This window comes from Yoonia sp. (assembly GCF_017854415.1).
GTDB lineage: Bacteria > Pseudomonadota > Alphaproteobacteria > Rhodobacterales > Rhodobacteraceae > Yoonia.
The window spans coordinates 1-15,508 of sequence record NZ_JAFMHR010000010.1; the positions used below are offsets into that span (position 1 = coordinate 1).

Sequence of the window (15,508 nt, forward strand, 5' to 3'; positions counted from 1 at the left end):
AAAGCATCCACAACCAGATTTATTGGCGATATGGCGATTATGCAGGAATTGGCCCTGGTGCACATGGGCGCCTAACACTGGGCGGACAACGCTTTGCAACAGAAGCGCCAACTGGGCCGTTAAGCTGGCTTGGGCAAGTGCGAAAAAGCGGCAATGGCGATTCGCAGCGCGTTCCATTGAGCGCTGATGAGCAATGGTCAGAGTTCTTATTGATGGGAATGCGGTTAGCTGAGGGCGTTGATCTAACACGTTACCCTGAGGCACGTAGTTCTATTTTATCATCTAATATCAAAAAGTTAGTTGATATTGGTATGATTGCGCAAGATGACCAAAGACTTCAGGTCACACAACAAGGACGGCCTGTGTTGAACGCTGTCTTGCGCGGGCTACTGGACGCTTAACCGCCGGAAAGAGCGCGCAAAAGATCATCTAATTGATCGAGTGATTTATACCCTATCACCATTTTGCCGCCTTCAGCGCCAGCAGGGTGATCAATCGTGACCTTCATACGCAGAGACGCCGATAGTTCGTTTTCGATTTGCACAGTGTCGGCATCTTTTGGAACGGGTGCACCGCGAACGCTGCGTCGTTTGATCGCTGGGCCCTTTTTCGCCAGTTTTTCCGTCTCGCGCACAGAGAGTTTCCGTTGGATAACTTCGCGCGCTAACTGCACTGCTTGATCATGGCCAACCAATGCACGCGCATGTCCTGCGGTGATTTGCCCGGCAACAAGATAATTCTGGATTTCTTTGGGTAGCGTCAAAAGGCGCATGAGATTTGCGATATGGCTACGGCTTTTGCCAAGCGCTTGGGATAGCTTATCTTGTGTGTGACCGAAACGCTCCATCAACTGCTTGTAGCCTGCAGCCTCGTCGACAGGGTTAAGGTCAGCGCGCTGGATATTCTCAATGATCGCAATTTCAAGAACTTCTGTGTCATCGTAGTCACGCACAAGAACCGGAATCTCATGAAGTTGCGCCATTTGTGCTGCACGCCACCGACGTTCGCCCGCGACAATTTCGTAAACATCGGTCTTTCCAGCAGCGCGGCGCACGATCAGCGGCTGGATTACACCTTTCTCCGAAATTGAAGCCGCGAGGTCATTTAGCGCGTCCTCGGCAAAGGTGCGGCGGGGCTGATCAGGATTTGGCTGGACCTGTTCAATTGGAACAACCAAATCAGGACGTTTGGGCGTTGCTGGCGTCGTTTCATCGGCGGATACGTCAGACATAAGCGCAGAGAGTCCGCGCCCTAATCCACGTGATTTTTTGGGTGTGCGTGTCATCTATGCTGCCTTCTTTTTCATCGTACGATCAATGACTTCCTGCGCCAAAGCGCGATAAGCAATGCTGCCTTTAGAATTGCTGTCATAACTCAAAACCGGAAGTGCGAATGATGGCGCCTCGCTTAATCGAACGTTACGGGGAATCACAGTCTTGAACACCATTTCCCCCATATTTTCGCGCGCATCCTGTTCTACTTGAAGTGACAGGTTATTACGCTGATCATACATCGTCAGCGCAATTCCTTCGATACGCAATTCTGGATTCGCGGTTTGCCGCACATCGCGGACGGTCAAAATAAGCTGGGAAAGCCCCTCGAGGGCGAAGAATTCACTTTGCAGAGGAACGATGATCGAATGCGCGGCAACCATCGCGTTAACTGTCAATATGTTGAGGGATGGGGGGCAGTCGATCAATATATAGTCATATTCCAGCGCCATAGCCGAGGCACTTCGCAACACATCAGCAAGTAGAAAACTGCGCTTTGCGTTGTCCATCAGTTCTAGATCTGCGGAGCTCAAATCAGTCGTTGCTGGAATGATCTCAAGACCATCGACGGTTGTTGGTTGGATCGCATCCGTCAGTTCAACATCGCCGGACAGAAGATCATAAGTAGTGATATCACGCTGGTCATGCCCAATACCAAGACCTGTCGACGCGTTACCTTGTGGATCAAGATCGATCAGCAAAACGCGCATTTCCTGTTCGGCCAAAGCCGCTCCAAGATTGATCGTCGTAGTTGTCTTACCGACGCCGCCTTTTTGGTTCGCAATGGCAATAATCGTCGTTTGCGTGCGGGGTTTATTTGCCACGGGCGGAAATCCTTTGAATGACCAGAAGGCGCGCTTCAGGATCAGTCATACTAGCATGATCTTCAAGGTCAAACGACCAGTCGTTTTTCGCATCGGCAACTTCCTGTGCGGCCTGTTTGCCCTTGTGAAGCAGGCAAATACCGCCGTCACGCATATGCCTGCCAACAAGGGGTAAGAGGCTAGGTAATGGGGCGAGCGCCCGAGCAGATACCACATCTGCACCCAATGGCGCCGTCTGCTCGATCCGTTCCGCGATTACTGTGATCGAAAGCCGCAATTCTCTTGCCGCCGTGCGCAAAAATGTCGATTTCCGCTGGTCGCTTTCGATAAGTGTAAAGTGTGCATTGGGTTGCTTTTCCTTTGCAAGAATCGCCAAGATGATCCCCGGAAAGCCACCACCACTGCCCAAATCCGCCCACTTTTCGTAAGCTTTGGGTGCAAATCGATAGAGTTGAACCGAATCGGTGATGTGGCGGTCCCAGATGTCAGGGACAGACCCCTTAGCGATAAGGTTAATCTTTGGCGTCCATTTGGTTACTAAAGCCGCGAAATCTTCAAGGTTCTGAATTGTTTCACGTGAAACATCCACGCCACCAAGTTGTGAGCTCATATCAGGTACCCGTCGCCCGCTGTTGGCGCCGCTTAATAGCGCTAATAATCAGCATCAAAGCGGCAGGTGTCATGCCTTCGATGCGCCCAGCATGGGCGATTGTTCCTGGCCTACTCGATGAGAGCTTCATGACCAATTCATTCGAAAGTCCGCTGATTAATGAATAATCCATATCCTGCGCGATCACATGCTTCTCATCGCGCTCCATTGCTGCAATATCGCGTTCTTGTCGGGCAATATAATGCGCATACAACGCATCCCTCTTCACCTGATCCCGCACTGGTGCGGAAATTGTATCCAGATCCTGCCCAGTCTTTGCAAGTTCCTCAAATCCAAAATCCGCCAATGCCAGCGCTTCAAGCGCCGAGCGTCGCGGCCCGTCTGCGTTCAGTTTCGCCCCAGTCTTGGCGATTTCCCTTGATGAAAGATCGATCAAACTTAGCAATACTTTTGCTTTGTCGATCTGCGCTATCTTGTCCGAAAAGCTGGACCACCGCACATCCCCTACACAACCAAGCGCCCGGCCCTTGGCGGTAAGCCTTTGATCAGCATTGTCCGCCCGCAACGACAGCCGGAATTCAGCCCGCGACGTGAACATGCGGTAAGGCTCTGACACGCCGCGGGTAATCAGATCATCAATCATCACGCCAATGTAGGATTCGCGCCTACTAAAAATGACAGGCTCGCCCGACCTAGCAACGGCTGCGGCGTTCAGCCCTGCGACCAAACCTTGCGCTGCAGCCTCCTCGTAACCAGTCGTGCCATTGATCTGACCTGCAAGAAATAGACCTGGGACATCGCGCAATTCCAGAGTCACCCCAAGTGCGCGCGGGTCGACGTAGTCGTATTCTATCGCATAGCCTGGTTGCAAAATCTTAGTATTTTCAAGACCATAGATGGATTTTACATATTGCTCTTGTACATCTTCAGGCAACGAAGTCGAGATTCCATTGGGATACACCGTGTGATCATTCACGCCTTCGGGCTCTAAGAATATCTGATGGGATGTTTTATCTGCGAACCGTACAACTTTGTCTTCGATCGACGGGCAGTACCGCGGTCCGACACCATCAATATGACCACCGTACATCGCAGAGCGTTCTAGGTTCTTGCGAATAATGTCATGTGTTTGCGCGTTGGTGTGTGTAATACCGCAGTCAATCTGCTTGGCGTAAACACCCTTGGAAAGAAAAGAAAACAGAACTGGGTCAGCATCGCTTGGCTGTGCTTCCAGCTTGTCCCATGCAATTGTACGCCCATCCAGTCTTGGGGGCGTTCCCGTTTTAAGCCGCCCAAGCGGTAGTGCAAAACTATCTAACCGCTCTGCCATTTTAACCGAAGGGTCATCGCCCATTCGACCACCAGGCCGCGATATATCCCCAATGTGAATAACGCCCCGTAAAAATGTACCTGTAGTCAAGATAACGCTTTCTGCCGTCAGTTCTGCGCCGCCTCGCATCACCACACCGGCCACACGCGGCCCATTCATCACAAGATCGGTCGCCTCGCCCTCAAGAATGTCCAGGTTCGCCAGCAGCGCGAGCTCTGCTTGCATCTCTGTGCGGTAAATTTCGCGATCCGATTGCGCCCTTGGGCCTTGGACAGCCGGACCTTTTCTGCGGTTCAACAGACGGAACTGAATTCCGGCCTTGTCCGCAACCCGCGCCATAACGCCATCAAGGGCATCGATCTCGCGGACAAGATGGCCTTTGCCAAGACCACCAATCGCTGGGTTACATGACATGACGCCAATCGACGCCTTTGTAAGAGTTATCAACGCAGTCCGCACGCCCATACGCGCTGCGGCATGCGCTGCCTCTGCGCCAGCATGCCCTCCACCAATGACAATCACGTCGTAATCGTAATGTTTCACGTGAAACAACCCCTACTTTCCGATGCAAAAACTTGAAAAAATCTCGTCAAGGACCTGTTCTACATCAACACGTCCGACGATGCTATCCACCGCGCGAATGGCAGATCGCAAGTCTTCCGCGATCAAATCCGTCATTGCCATTTCATCATCCATAGCGCGCTGTGCATCGTCCATATAATCAATTGCCCGCATCATCGCTGTCCGGTGACGTTCACGCATCGCAATCCCGATATTCCCGACCTTGTGGCTTAGTCTTTCTGACACTTCAGAAATCAGCGCATCAATCCCTGCGCCAGTCTTCCCGGATATGGCCAGCCCACCACCTTGCGCAATGTCAGCTTTCCCCTGCACAATAAGGTCGTCTGGACCAAGATTGAGCGACACTCCGTTTACGTCTAAAACCAGATGAATACGCAGATCTGCACGTGCTGCACGTTCCTTTGCCCGCGCAACGCCTAAACCTTCAACTGTATCATCGGTTTCGCGTAAACCTGCTGTATCCAATAACGTCACTGGCAGTCCGCCAAGATCCATCCGCACCTCGATCACATCCCGAGTTGTTCCCGCAATCTCTGATGTAATCGCAACATCGCGGCCTGCCAGCTTATTCAGCAATGTCGATTTGCCAACATTTGGCGCACCAATGATTGCCACCTCAAAACCATCTCGCACCCGTTCTGCCGCGCGCACACCGTCAGCCTCGCGCTGCATTTCCAGTGCAACACCACGTAGCAAGTCGCGGACTTCTGGTGTCACGTCGACTGGTACATCTTCATCAGCAAAGTCTATCGTCGCTTCAAGCAAGGCTGCAGCTCTAATCAGCCTTGTCCGCCACCCATCTGCTAGCACACCTAACGCTCCGGAAAACACCCTGACAGCTTGCTTTCTCTGGCCCTCAGTCTCTGCGTCGATCAAGTCCGCAAGACCCTCAACCTCTGCCAAATCAAGGCAACCGTTTTCCAACGCACGGCGGGTAAACTCGCCTGCCTCGGCCTGTCGCAACTCTGGGTGATTGCCCAATACGCATAAGATTGCGCTGACAACTGCAGGGCTTCCATGCAGCTGCAACTCAACAACAGCCTCTCCGGTAAAGCTCTTTCCTGCATCAAATCGCAAGACCAGCGCTTCATCCAGCATCTCTCCTTCAGCATCATAAAGCCTGCGAAGGCCGCGCATTTTTGGTACATCGCGGCACAGCAAAGCCGCCGATGAAACAGCCATCGGCCCCGAAATACGCACCACAGCAACGCCAGCACGGCCTTGCGCAGTTGCTAATGCAAAAATGGTATCCATATCCAACCCATTGTTTTATAACAATAAGTTATGTGTTCATTGAATCGAAGAAGTCAGAATTTGTCTTGGTTTGCTTTAGCTTACCGATCAAAAACTCAATCGCGTCGGTCGTGCCCATCGGGTTTAGGATGCGACGCAGCACATATGTCTTCGCCAGATCGCCCTTATCAACCAACAGTTCTTCCTTGCGGGTACCAGACTTAAGAATGTCCATCGCCGGGAAGACGCGCTTGTCTGCTACCTTACGGTCCAACACGATCTCGCTGTTGCCGGTACCTTTGAATTCTTCAAAGATCACTTCGTCCATACGCGAACCCGTATCAATCAGTGCCGTTGCAATGATGGTCAGTGACCCGCCTTCTTCGATGTTACGTGCGGCACCAAAGAAGCGCTTAGGACGCTGCAGCGCGTTCGCATCGACACCACCTGTCAAAACCTTACCAGAGGACGGCACAGTCGTGTTAAACGCCCGTCCCAGACGCGTAATCGAGTCCAGCAAGATCACAACATCACGCTTGTGTTCGACCAACCTTTTGGCTTTTTCGATGACCATCTCGGATACCGCCACGTGACGTGTCGCTGGTTCGTCAAACGTCGACGAAACAACCTCACCTTTTACGGACCGCTGCATATCCGTAACTTCTTCTGGACGTTCATCAATGAGCAAGACGATCAGATAGCATTCTGGGTGGTTCTTACCAATCGAGTTCGCGATGTTTTGCAACAAAACCGTTTTACCGGTTCGCGGGGGCGCAACGATCAATGACCGCTGTCCTTTACCGATTGGTGCCACCAAATCAATGATCCGGGCAGAACGATCCTTCACGGTCGGATCATCAATTTCCATCGTCAAACGCTCGTCAGGATAAAGCGGCGTCAGATTATCAAAAGCAACCTTGTGCTTGGCTTTTTCTGGATCTTCAAAGTTGATTTGCTCAACCGACGTCAAAGCAAAGTAACGCTCTGAATCGTTTGGTTCTTTCATAACGCCTTCAACAGTATCACCCGTGCGCAGCGAATGCTGACGGATCATGTCTGGCGAAACATAAATATCGTCAGGACCTGGAAGATAGTTCGCTTCTGGCGACCGCAAGAAACCAAAACCATCTTGCAGAACTTCCAAAACACCATCACCGCCGATGACCCATTCTTCGTCCGCCCGCTCTTTCAGAATGGCGAACATCATATCGCCCTTCCGCATCGTCGATGCATTTTCGACTTCGAGCTCTTCAGCCAGTGACAAAAGATCTTTCGGGCTTTGCGCCTTAAGATCGGCAAGGTTCAGACGGTGCTGAGTCATAAATATACCTCGACCGATGAAAACATCGGCAACTTTTCGAATAATCGTGGAAATCTACTTTCCCGGACGGGAAGCCCCTAAGCCATTACGCATCTCGCGCCTTTGAGTCAATCAACCTCTTAGAAAGGCCGCACAACCACAGCCACCACGATCAACAACATCAGCACAGTCGGAACTTCGTTAAACAATCTATATGTTCGCCCGGAACGCGTGTTCGTGCCCAGCGCAAATTCTTTGCGTCGCACACTCATCCAACCGTGTGCGCCTGTCATCAAGATCACCGAACCCAACTTAACCCACGACCATACCGCACCCCAATCAAAGGCACCCAAACCGATCATAATCAATCCCGCAATCCACGCCACAATCATAGCTGGATTCATAATCACGCGAAGCAGCTTTTCTTCCATCACCTGAAATGTCTGGTCCAGCTCTGAACCCACTTTTGCCCGTTCTGCATGATAGACAAAAAGTCTAGGCAGATAAAACAAACCTGCCATCCATGCGATGACTGCCATGATGTGCACCGCCTTGATCCAAGGATATAGGCTTTCAAGAATTTCAAACATGGCTTCAATCTCTCTTAGGGTCTCTCTTCCATAATAAATATATAAGAAGAAAGAAAAGATGATGTTGTAGTTAGTCACTTCTATTTCTGTGGGTTGTTTTTTTATCCTCATAGTTATCCCGACTGACGATAGTGGGCATCAAAGGCGAAATCACAAATAGAGAAAAATATTATGTATCAATAACAATGACTTATAAGTATACCGTTTTCGCAAAAAAAGGGCAAATACCCACTAGACACAGAAACCGTCATGATTCCTCCACACCTTGGACTTATCCATACTCACAGAGGAAGAAATGAGCCGAGCCTCAGTGAGACCCCAGAGTTCTACCCAATCCCGGGAATGATGTTAGTTATGCCCAGATCCACACGCATACCCACACAAAGTTTGTCCCAAAGGTTATCCACATGAACGATCGCATTATCCTCGCTTCTGGTTCGGACATTCGCGCGCAGTTATTGAGCAACGCATGCGTTGCGTTTGAAGTCTCTGCAGCGCGCGTGGACGAAGATGCGGTGCGTGCGTCGTTGGAAGCGGAACAAGCATCGCCACGCGATATTGCCGATACACTCGCTGAACTCAAAGCGCAGCGCGTTGCTGCCAAGAACCCGGATGCGCTTGTGATTGGGTGCGATCAGGTCCTCGCATTTGGCCAGACAATCCTTAACAAACCGCAAACACCAGAAGAGGCTTTGTCGCAACTTAAGATGTTACGCGGCCAGAAGCACCAACTTCTGTCTGCCGCTGTGATCTATGCTGATGGCAAACCACAGTGGCGACATGTCGGTGTCGTACGCTTGCAGATGCGCGATGCGTCGGACGCGTATCTTGCGGATTATGTCGACCGGAATTGGGATAGCATTCGCTTAGCGGTCGGCGCGTATAAGCTGGAAGAAGAAGGAGTGCGACTTTTTACACGCATCGACGGGGATTATTTCAACGTACTTGGCTTACCGCTGCTGGAACTCTTGTCTTATCTGACGCTACGCGGAACATTGCCGTCATGACAAATATACCGCGCGCAGGCGTGATCGGAAATCCGATTGCGCATTCCCTATCGCCAAAGCTCCATGGCTATTGGCTGAACCGTTATGGCCTTGAGGGCAGCTACACCGCCCTCAAAGTGACCGAGGACGCATTAGAAAAAACTCTGCGTGAGTTGCCAAGTCAGGGTTTCATCGGCGCAAACGTGACGATCCCGCACAAAGTGAATGTCATGCAATTCGCCGATCAGATCACCGACCGTGCAACGTTGATCGGCGCGGCCAACACCTTGATTTTCAAAGACGATGGCCGGATCTTTGCTGATAATACAGATGGTTACGGTTTTATGGCCAACCTGCGTCAAGGTGCGCCTGACTGGGACCCAAAAGCAGGACCAGCCGCAATCTTTGGTGCGGGCGGGGCAGCGCGCGCTATTATCGTGGCTCTTGCTGACGCAGGTGTCCCCGAAATCATCATTTCAAACCGGACCCGCCCCAAGGCAGAGGCATTGCGCGATGACTTTGGCGCACGCATTTCAGTGATCGATTGGGTTCAGGCAGATAAAATGCTCGAAGAGGCCAATACCGTCATAAACACAACATCTCTTGGGATGGTCGGTGCGCAAGACTTCAAAGTACCGCTTGATAAGATGCGCAAAGACGCCGTCGTGACCGACATCGTTTACAACCCGTTGAAAACGCCTTTCCTCGTTGCTGCCGAAAAGCTTGGGTGCACTACCGTCGACGGTCTCGGCATGCTGCTACATCAAGGTGTCCCTGGGTTTGAGCGTTGGTTTGGCCAGCGTCCCGAAGTTGACGAGGCCACGCGCCAAGCCGTCTTGTCATGACCCATCTTCTGGGTCTGACGGGTTCGATTGGCATGGGCAAATCGACCACAGCTCAGATGTTCCGCGACGCCGGTATCCCTGTATGGGATGCAGACGCTGCCGTGCATGAAATTTACGGCAGGGGTGGCGCTGCGGTCCCGCTTTTCCACGAAAAACTGCCCAAAGCCGTCGTTGATGGCGAAGTCAGCCGCACAGCGTTAAAGGAATTGCTCGCTCTGGATCCAAGCGTCATGAAGACGCTCGAAGATATTGTGCACCCATTGGTCGCGGCACATCGCGCGGCTTTTCTTGCGCAACAAGACGCACCCTTGGTGGTGTTTGACATCCCATTGTTGTTTGAAACGAACGCCCAAGATTGGCTGACTTCTGTTCTTGTGGTGTCAGCCCCTCCGGACGTCCAGAAGCAGCGGGTTTTGGCGCGCGGTCAAATGTCTGAAGCGATTTTCCAGCAAATCTTGTCACGCCAAATGCCTGATGCAGAAAAACGCGCTCGCGCTGATTATATTATCGAAACACTGACGCTGGACGACACCCGCGCAGCCGTGCAAAAACTGATCGCGGAACTGACGGGACAAAAACATGCGTGAAATCGTATTAGATACGGAAACGACCGGATTTGAACCCTCTGAAGGGGACCGGATCGTAGAAATCGGCGCGATTGAGCTGATGGGACACGTCCCGACAGGCCGCACATATCACCAGTATATCAACCCCCAGCGCTCTATGCCGGCCGGGGCGTTTGGTGTGCATGGCATCGGACCCGATCTGCTAGACCCTCCACAAGACCCCAAGCCAGGTCAGGAAACATTGAGGGACAAGCCTTTGTTCAAAGATATTGCGCAGGGTTTCATCGACTTTATTGGTGACGCAAAGCTGGTCATACATAACGCTGCCTTCGATATGAAGTTTCTGAATGCAGAGTTGGGTTGGTTAAACCGCCCGCTTTTGCCGATGGACCAGTCATTGGATACGCTTGCGATTGCGCGGCGCAAATTCCCGGGATCGCCCGCGTCCTTGGATGCGCTTTGCCGGCGGTTCGGGATCGATAACAGCTCGCGCACGTTGCACGGCGCACTTTTGGACAGCGAAATTCTAGCAGAAGTGTATCTGGAACTGATCGGCGGGCGTCAGCCTGATTTCGCATTGGCTGCCGATACACGCAGCAGCTCTGCAAGTGGTGATGCCCAGGATTGGCGCCCGCCGGCACGCCCAACATCTCTGAATTCAAGGCTTACCAAAGAAGAAGCCGCCGCCCATGATGCCTTTGTTGGGCAGTTGGGCGACGGCGCAATTTGGAAAAAACTGGCTTAGTTTACTGTGTCAGTGCTTTCAGCAAGCTTTGCTTTTTCAGCTTCTGCGCGACGTACCAATTCGGAACGATAGAGCGCCAAGAAATCGATTGTTTCAAGGTTCAGCGGCGGGAAACCACCGTCACGTGAAACGTCGCTAACGATGCGGCGCAGGAACGGGAATGTCAGGCGCGGGCATTCGATCAGCAGATAAGGGTGCATCTGGTCTTCTGGCACACCAGTGATTTCAAACACGCCAGCATATTCAATCTCAAGCACGAACAAAGGCTCGCCTTTGTCCTTGGTCTTGCTTGTGATGTTCAGCTTGATGATGACTTCATACTGGTTCTCTGGCTTGCGCTTGCGCGCGTCCAAGTTCACTTGAACCTGAATTTCTGGGTTCGCTTCGCCAGATACACCCTTTTGCGCGAGGATGTTTTCGAACGAAAGGTCACGGATATACTGGGCCAGAATGCGGCTTTTGATCTGTGGTGCTTCTTGCGGTGCTGCAGCTGCAGCGGCGCCGTTTTCAGGTGTATCGGCCATTGGAAATACTCCGGTTAAATTAGTTTCGCGCGTTACTACCAGCCAATTTGCAAAGGCTCAATGGCGGGTCCACTCTGATGGGGTGTCGGGGCGGTTTTTCTGGGGTGTGACGTCTTTAAAATCACCATCGATCACCCGATCACCACTTGGTGGTTGTCCGGGCGCCGGGCCTTGTTGCCCCATGGTAAAGCTTTTTACCTTAATGTTGGCTTTGGCCCAAACAAAGGCAGCGCGGCGCACGGCGGGCACCAAGAATGACAAACCAACGACATCGGTGAAAAACCCGGGCGTCAGAAGCAACGCGCCAGCAAACAAAATCATCGCGCCATTCGCCAAAGGTTCGGTCGGATCGTCTAGTTCAGAAAACGACCGCTGCAGGTTCGCCATTTCGCGCAAACCCTGATTTCGCACCAGATAAGACCCCGTGATTGCCGTTCCCAGCACAATCAAAAGGGTCCACCAGATGCCGATAAGACCGCCAACCTGAATAAACAGGGCGATTTCGATCATTGGAACCGCGATAAACGCAATTAACAGCCACATCTTGTCAGCCTTTCATAACATGTTCGGGGGTAAGGTGGACTTGGCGCTACCCCCGCCCTACATAGAGGTAATAAGGGCGTGTTTCCATGCCTACCCCGATACGAGGTCCCAATGAACTCTCCGATTATTCAGCTTTTGGTGCTTGCAGGCATCGCTGTCTTCCTGATTTTGCGTCTGCGCGGTGTGCTTGGCACCCGTGAAGGCTTTGAAAAACCCGCTGTGACCCGTACTGACGGTGAACGGCGCATGGCTAAGCCAGAATTCGATGTGATCGAAGGTGGCCCTGATCTGGATATTACCGATCATGTTGAAGAAGGGTCTGTCGCTGCCAAAGCGCTTGCCGCGATGAAGCGTGTTGATCCGTCGTTCAACGTTAGCGAATTCCTGGGCGGTGCACGCGGTGCTTACGAAATGATCCTGATGGCGTTTGAAAACAGTGATTTGGATAGCATTGTGCCATTTATCTCCGAAGATGTTTACGAAGCATTCGCATCCGTCGTTGATGATCGCCAGCGTCAGGGTCTGACCGTGGATGCCAAGTTTATTGGCATCAGTGATATGACCCTAGCCGCCGCAGAATTCGACGAAGTCACCAAAGAAGGCGAAGTTTCGATCCGCTTCAAAAGCGAGATGACATCAGTTGTCCGTGACAAGGGTGGCGATATCGTTGAAGGCAGCGAAAAAGAGATCAAGCGCCAGAAGGACACTTGGACTTTCTCACGCGTTATGGACGCGGGCGATCCAAACTGGCGGCTTGTTGCCACCGGCGAATGATCGCTGGCGGGTCTTTTCATGGCCGAATTGCGCTATACCAAACTACGATTTGAAGACCTGAAGGGGTGGGCTGATGATAATCATCGGGCCGCCCTTGATGTTTTTTGCAACACTTGCGACGACAAAGTGCTGCTTGATCTGGCAGCCACCGCGCCCGTCGCGCGTGGTTTCTTTGAGGATCACTTTTGCCCCGTTTTGATCGAAGATGGGGCGCCAGCGATGTTCACTGGATATTACGAGCCTGAACTGGACGCATCGCGCACCAACACTCCCACGTTCTGCTATCCGATTTACGCCGTGCCGGACGATCTTGAACCCGATATGCGTTATTATAACCGACGCCAGATTGATGAAGACGGTCCCATTGCAGGTCGCGGATTAGAGATTGCTTGGCTCGCGGATCCGGTTGATTTGTTTTTCCTTCAAGTTCAAGGCTCCGGTCGGCTTCGTCTGCCTGATGGCGGCATGATGCGGGTCGGCTTTGGTGCAAAGAATGGGCATCCCTATACGTCAATTGGAAAAACTTTGATTGCGCGTGGGGTCTTTGACGCCAGCAGCGTATCACCTGATGCGATCCGCGCATGGGTGCATGACAACGGTGACGCCGGACGCGCGCTGTTGTGGGAAAACGAAAGCTATGTGTTTTTTCGCGAAGTCAGCGAAGTGCCAGCAGATCAAGGCCCGATTGGCGCGATGAACAAATCAGTCACTAGCGGCCGCTCGGTCGCCGTTGATCCCGATATGACCCCCCTTGGTTTGCCTGTTTGGATTGAAAAACACGGGGCATTGCCGATGGACCGCTTGATGATCGCGCAGGATATCGGGTCCGCGATCAAGGGTGCACAGCGCGCGGATATTTTCTTTGGAACTGGTGCGGATGCTGGAAAGCGGGCCGGACAGATCAAAGATGGCGGTCGGATGGTGGTGCTGATGCCAAAAACTCTGGCTGACCACCGCGTCAAAGGGCAACGCTAATGCGTAAACCTCGCCACCTTTCATCTGAAGAGCGTGCATTGTGGGACCGTGTCGCCGAACGCGCGACGCCGCTGCACCCGACCCGCGAAGAACCTGCGCCAGATTTGACGCCTGCGCCCAAGCCCAAGCGCCCCATTCTTCCACGCGAGCCGATGCCTGATTTTAAGGTGGGACAAAAAGCTAATGCTGCGCGGGATCACGATGTGATGCGCCCATTGGTGGATCGATTGGCCGGTGCGCCGGTGAACATGGACAACAAGTCCTTTGGTAAAATGAAACGTGGCAAGCTGAAGCCCGAAGCGCGGATCGACTTGCACGGAATGACTTTGGCCGAAGCGCATCCTGAACTTCTTGCGTTCATTCTAGGGTCGCAGGCTGTCGGTCGTCGGTTGGTTTTGGTGATTACGGGCAAAGGTAAAGATCGTGACGATGGCGGACCGATCCCTACGCGGTTTGGCGTGTTACGGCATCAAGTGCCGCAATGGATGGCGCTGCCGCCAATATCGCAAGCGATTTTGCAGGTCACACCTGCGCATCTCAAACATGGTGGTCATGGCGCGTACTACGTTTATCTACGCCGCAGCCGCTAAAGCCCGATGCGCGTTACGGGTAGGCACAATCAAGATCAGTGCTGCACATGCAAAAACCGCGGCATAACCGAGCTGTTGAACTTCAAATCCAACACCTCTGTCGATCAGCCAACCGCTAAGCCCCGGACCGATTGCTGAACCCAGAACCATCAATGCGGCCGCTGCTGACTTGATAGAACCAATATGCTTGGTGCCGTAAAATTCAGCCCAGCAGGCGTTCAGCAAGGTCGATTGTCCGCCGCCTGCCATTCCCATCAAGATAACAGCCAAGGCGGTCCAGACCAGACTTGGCGCATACCAGTGCAGGACAAATGCCGCGATCAACGGGATCAGATAGAATGGCAAAAGTCGCACTGCCCCAACCCGATCAATCGCCCAGCCATAGCCAATGGTCGATAAAGAAAGCGCCAATGTCCCAAGCGGGAAAACAGATACCAGCGCCAGATGTGACCAGCCTTTGATCTCGGCAAAATGTGCCTGATGAAACCAGAAGGCCGTGCCAAAGCCTGAAAATGACATGACCGCTGGGATCATTACCCAGAACAATGGATGGCGTAGCGCATCGCGGCGCGTCCAATGTTTGCCGTACATGCCGGTTGATTGGGTTGCGTTTGCCATGGATTGTGGCGTGCGCTCCAGCCGCAACAGGCGATATAGCACAAAGCACGCCAAGACGCAGAACACCGCAAAGCCAACCCAAAGCGTGCGCCAATCTATGAAAGATTTTAGCCAAACCATCGTCAGCGGAAGCGTTGCTTCGCCGATCATGAACCCGAAAGCAGCCACCGCTAATGCGCGACCGCGTGTCGCAATAAACCAACGTGACATTGCGACGGTCGCCACATGGGTTGTCATGCCTTGGCCGGTAAAACGCAGTGCGAAAATCACAAAGGGCAACAAGGCGGCAACAGCGTTGAACGCCATAAACAAACACGCTGAGGCGAGCATCAAGATGACGACGATGCCCAATGTCCGCACCCGAAACCTGTCTGCCAATCCGCCAGCGAAAACCATGATAATTGCGGATGCACCTGTGCCGATCATATAGATCAGGCCCCAATCGCCATTGGTCAGGCCATATGCCTCGCGGATTTCACCGCCAAAGATCGAAATAAAGAAGGTTTGCCCAAAGCTGGATAGAAACGACAACAGCGCGCCTGCCCCTAAAAAGGGCAGGTTTTCGCGGATGAAACGCAGATATCCGGTGGGTTGGCTCATCC

Annotated in this window: 17 protein-coding genes and 1 pseudogene; 8 read left to right on the plus strand and 10 right to left on the minus strand. The window is 52.6% G+C overall.

Going from position 1 to position 15,508, the window contains the following annotated elements; translation table 11 throughout:
* A pseudogene (locus QZ197_RS02350) lies at positions 1-401 on the plus strand (coproporphyrinogen III oxidase); the annotation flags it as partial.
* Here QZ197_RS02350 and QZ197_RS02355 read toward each other — a convergent pair.
* The 7 genes from QZ197_RS02355 to hemJ form a co-directional block, all read right to left on the minus strand.
* The gene (locus tag QZ197_RS02355) at positions 398-1,285 is read right to left on the minus strand and encodes a ParB/RepB/Spo0J family partition protein (protein ID WP_296429638.1); all 888 of its coding nucleotides are present in this window, start codon (positions 1,283-1,285) and stop codon (positions 398-400) included. The pseudogene QZ197_RS02350 and the gene QZ197_RS02355 overlap by 4 nt on opposite strands.
* A complete protein-coding gene (locus tag QZ197_RS02360; protein WP_296429640.1) occupies positions 1,286-2,095 on the minus strand; it encodes a ParA family protein in 810 nt (269 codons plus the stop codon).
* Positions 2,085-2,705, minus strand: coding sequence for a 16S rRNA (guanine(527)-N(7))-methyltransferase RsmG (gene rsmG / locus QZ197_RS02365; RefSeq protein ID WP_296429642.1), 621 nt, complete (start codon positions 2,703-2,705; stop codon positions 2,085-2,087). Before rsmG ends, QZ197_RS02360 begins: the two co-directional genes overlap by 11 nt.
* A 1-nt stretch (position 2,706) precedes the next feature.
* Complete coding sequence (mnmG, locus tag QZ197_RS02370) at positions 2,707-4,578, minus strand: tRNA uridine-5-carboxymethylaminomethyl(34) synthesis enzyme MnmG (protein ID WP_296429644.1); 1,872 nt, start codon at positions 4,576-4,578, stop codon at positions 2,707-2,709.
* A gap of 12 nt (positions 4,579-4,590) precedes the next feature.
* Positions 4,591-5,871, minus strand: a complete 1,281-nt coding sequence (gene mnmE, locus QZ197_RS02375; RefSeq protein WP_296429646.1) for a tRNA uridine-5-carboxymethylaminomethyl(34) synthesis GTPase MnmE — start codon at positions 5,869-5,871, stop codon at positions 4,591-4,593.
* 28 nt (positions 5,872-5,899) lie between these two features.
* The gene (gene rho / locus QZ197_RS02380; RefSeq protein WP_296429648.1) at positions 5,900-7,171 is read right to left on the minus strand and encodes a transcription termination factor Rho; all 1,272 of its coding nucleotides are present in this window, start codon (positions 7,169-7,171) and stop codon (positions 5,900-5,902) included.
* Between the two features lie 119 nt (positions 7,172-7,290).
* A complete protein-coding gene (gene hemJ / locus QZ197_RS02385; RefSeq protein ID WP_296429713.1) occupies positions 7,291-7,740 on the minus strand; it encodes a protoporphyrinogen oxidase HemJ in 450 nt (149 codons plus the stop codon).
* 407 nt (positions 7,741-8,147) lie between these two features.
* On the opposite strand from hemJ, the gene QZ197_RS02390 reads away from it, so the two are divergent.
* From QZ197_RS02390 to dnaQ, 4 genes are read left to right on the plus strand one after another with little or no spacing between them, the layout of a single operon-like run.
* Positions 8,148-8,747 carry a Maf family nucleotide pyrophosphatase gene (locus tag QZ197_RS02390; protein WP_296429650.1) on the plus strand — a complete coding sequence of 200 codons (600 nt, stop codon included), beginning with the start codon at positions 8,148-8,150 and terminating at the stop codon, positions 8,745-8,747.
* Entirely contained in the window at positions 8,744-9,571 is an 828-nt protein-coding gene (locus tag QZ197_RS02395) for a shikimate dehydrogenase (RefSeq protein ID WP_296429652.1), read from the plus strand. Before QZ197_RS02390 ends, QZ197_RS02395 begins: the two co-directional genes overlap by 4 nt.
* Positions 9,568-10,158 carry a dephospho-CoA kinase gene (coaE, locus tag QZ197_RS02400; protein WP_296429654.1) on the plus strand — a complete coding sequence of 197 codons (591 nt, stop codon included), beginning with the start codon at positions 9,568-9,570 and terminating at the stop codon, positions 10,156-10,158. The genes QZ197_RS02395 and coaE overlap by 4 nt, the downstream gene beginning before the upstream one ends.
* Entirely contained in the window at positions 10,151-10,882 is a 732-nt protein-coding gene (gene dnaQ, locus QZ197_RS02405) for a DNA polymerase III subunit epsilon (protein ID WP_296429656.1), read from the plus strand. Before coaE ends, dnaQ begins: the two co-directional genes overlap by 8 nt.
* Here dnaQ and secB read toward each other — a convergent pair.
* Together secB and QZ197_RS02415 are read right to left on the minus strand one after the other, a co-directional pair.
* The gene (secB, locus tag QZ197_RS02410) at positions 10,879-11,406 is read right to left on the minus strand and encodes a protein-export chaperone SecB (protein ID WP_296429658.1); all 528 of its coding nucleotides are present in this window, start codon (positions 11,404-11,406) and stop codon (positions 10,879-10,881) included. The genes dnaQ and secB overlap by 4 nt on opposite strands.
* Before the next feature lie 57 nt (positions 11,407-11,463).
* A complete protein-coding gene (locus QZ197_RS02415; protein WP_296429660.1) occupies positions 11,464-11,949 on the minus strand; it encodes an FxsA family protein in 486 nt (161 codons plus the stop codon).
* Positions 11,950-12,060: 111 nt separating this feature from the next.
* Here QZ197_RS02415 and QZ197_RS02420 point away from each other — a divergent pair, with 111 nt between their 5' ends.
* Genes QZ197_RS02420 through QZ197_RS02430 form a run of 3 tightly spaced genes read left to right on the plus strand, consistent with a single transcriptional unit; the run spans position 12,061 to position 14,288 of the window.
* Entirely contained in the window at positions 12,061-12,723 is a 663-nt protein-coding gene (locus tag QZ197_RS02420) for a Tim44/TimA family putative adaptor protein (RefSeq protein ID WP_296429663.1), read from the plus strand.
* 18 nt (positions 12,724-12,741) lie between these two features.
* The gene (locus tag QZ197_RS02425) at positions 12,742-13,698 is read left to right on the plus strand and encodes an MltA domain-containing protein (protein ID WP_296429667.1); all 957 of its coding nucleotides are present in this window, start codon (positions 12,742-12,744) and stop codon (positions 13,696-13,698) included.
* A complete protein-coding gene (locus QZ197_RS02430; protein ID WP_296429673.1) occupies positions 13,698-14,288 on the plus strand; it encodes a Smr/MutS family protein in 591 nt (196 codons plus the stop codon). Before QZ197_RS02425 ends, QZ197_RS02430 begins: the two co-directional genes overlap by 1 nt.
* Here QZ197_RS02430 and QZ197_RS02435 read toward each other — a convergent pair.
* A complete protein-coding gene (locus QZ197_RS02435; protein ID WP_296429675.1) occupies positions 14,271-15,506 on the minus strand; it encodes an MFS transporter in 1,236 nt (411 codons plus the stop codon). The genes QZ197_RS02430 and QZ197_RS02435 overlap by 18 nt on opposite strands.
* Positions 15,507-15,508 lie beyond the last annotated feature (2 nt).

What these genes read in the sequence shown, in the direction of transcription:
- QZ197_RS02430 (WP_296429673.1), top strand. Translation starts at nt 13,698, where the DNA reads ATGCGTAAACCTCGCCACCTTTCATCTGAAGAGCGTGCATTGTGGGAC.
- QZ197_RS02425 (WP_296429667.1), top strand. Translation starts at nt 12,742, where the DNA reads ATGGCCGAATTGCGCTATACCAAACTACGATTTGAAGACCTGAAGGGG.
- coaE (WP_296429654.1), top strand. Translation starts at nt 9,568, where the DNA reads ATGACCCATCTTCTGGGTCTGACGGGTTCGATTGGCATGGGCAAATCG.
- rsmG (WP_296429642.1), bottom strand. Translation starts at nt 2,705, where the DNA reads ATGAGCTCACAACTTGGTGGCGTGGATGTTTCACGTGAAACAATTCAG.
- rho (WP_296429648.1), bottom strand. Translation starts at nt 7,171, where the DNA reads ATGACTCAGCACCGTCTGAACCTTGCCGATCTTAAGGCGCAAAGCCCG.
- QZ197_RS02390 (WP_296429650.1), top strand. Translation starts at nt 8,148, where the DNA reads ATGAACGATCGCATTATCCTCGCTTCTGGTTCGGACATTCGCGCGCAG.
- QZ197_RS02420 (WP_296429663.1), top strand. Translation starts at nt 12,061, where the DNA reads ATGAACTCTCCGATTATTCAGCTTTTGGTGCTTGCAGGCATCGCTGTC.
- QZ197_RS02435 (WP_296429675.1), bottom strand. Translation starts at nt 15,506, where the DNA reads ATGAGCCAACCCACCGGATATCTGCGTTTCATCCGCGAAAACCTGCCC.
- dnaQ (WP_296429656.1), top strand. Translation starts at nt 10,151, where the DNA reads ATGCGTGAAATCGTATTAGATACGGAAACGACCGGATTTGAACCCTCT.
- hemJ (WP_296429713.1), bottom strand. Translation starts at nt 7,740, where the DNA reads ATGTTTGAAATTCTTGAAAGCCTATATCCTTGGATCAAGGCGGTGCAC.
- mnmE (WP_296429646.1), bottom strand. Translation starts at nt 5,871, where the DNA reads ATGGATACCATTTTTGCATTAGCAACTGCGCAAGGCCGTGCTGGCGTT.
- QZ197_RS02415 (WP_296429660.1), bottom strand. Translation starts at nt 11,949, where the DNA reads ATGTGGCTGTTAATTGCGTTTATCGCGGTTCCAATGATCGAAATCGCC.
- QZ197_RS02355 (WP_296429638.1), bottom strand. Translation starts at nt 1,285, where the DNA reads ATGACACGCACACCCAAAAAATCACGTGGATTAGGGCGCGGACTCTCT.
- QZ197_RS02395 (WP_296429652.1), top strand. Translation starts at nt 8,744, where the DNA reads ATGACAAATATACCGCGCGCAGGCGTGATCGGAAATCCGATTGCGCAT.
- secB (WP_296429658.1), bottom strand. Translation starts at nt 11,406, where the DNA reads ATGGCCGATACACCTGAAAACGGCGCCGCTGCAGCTGCAGCACCGCAA.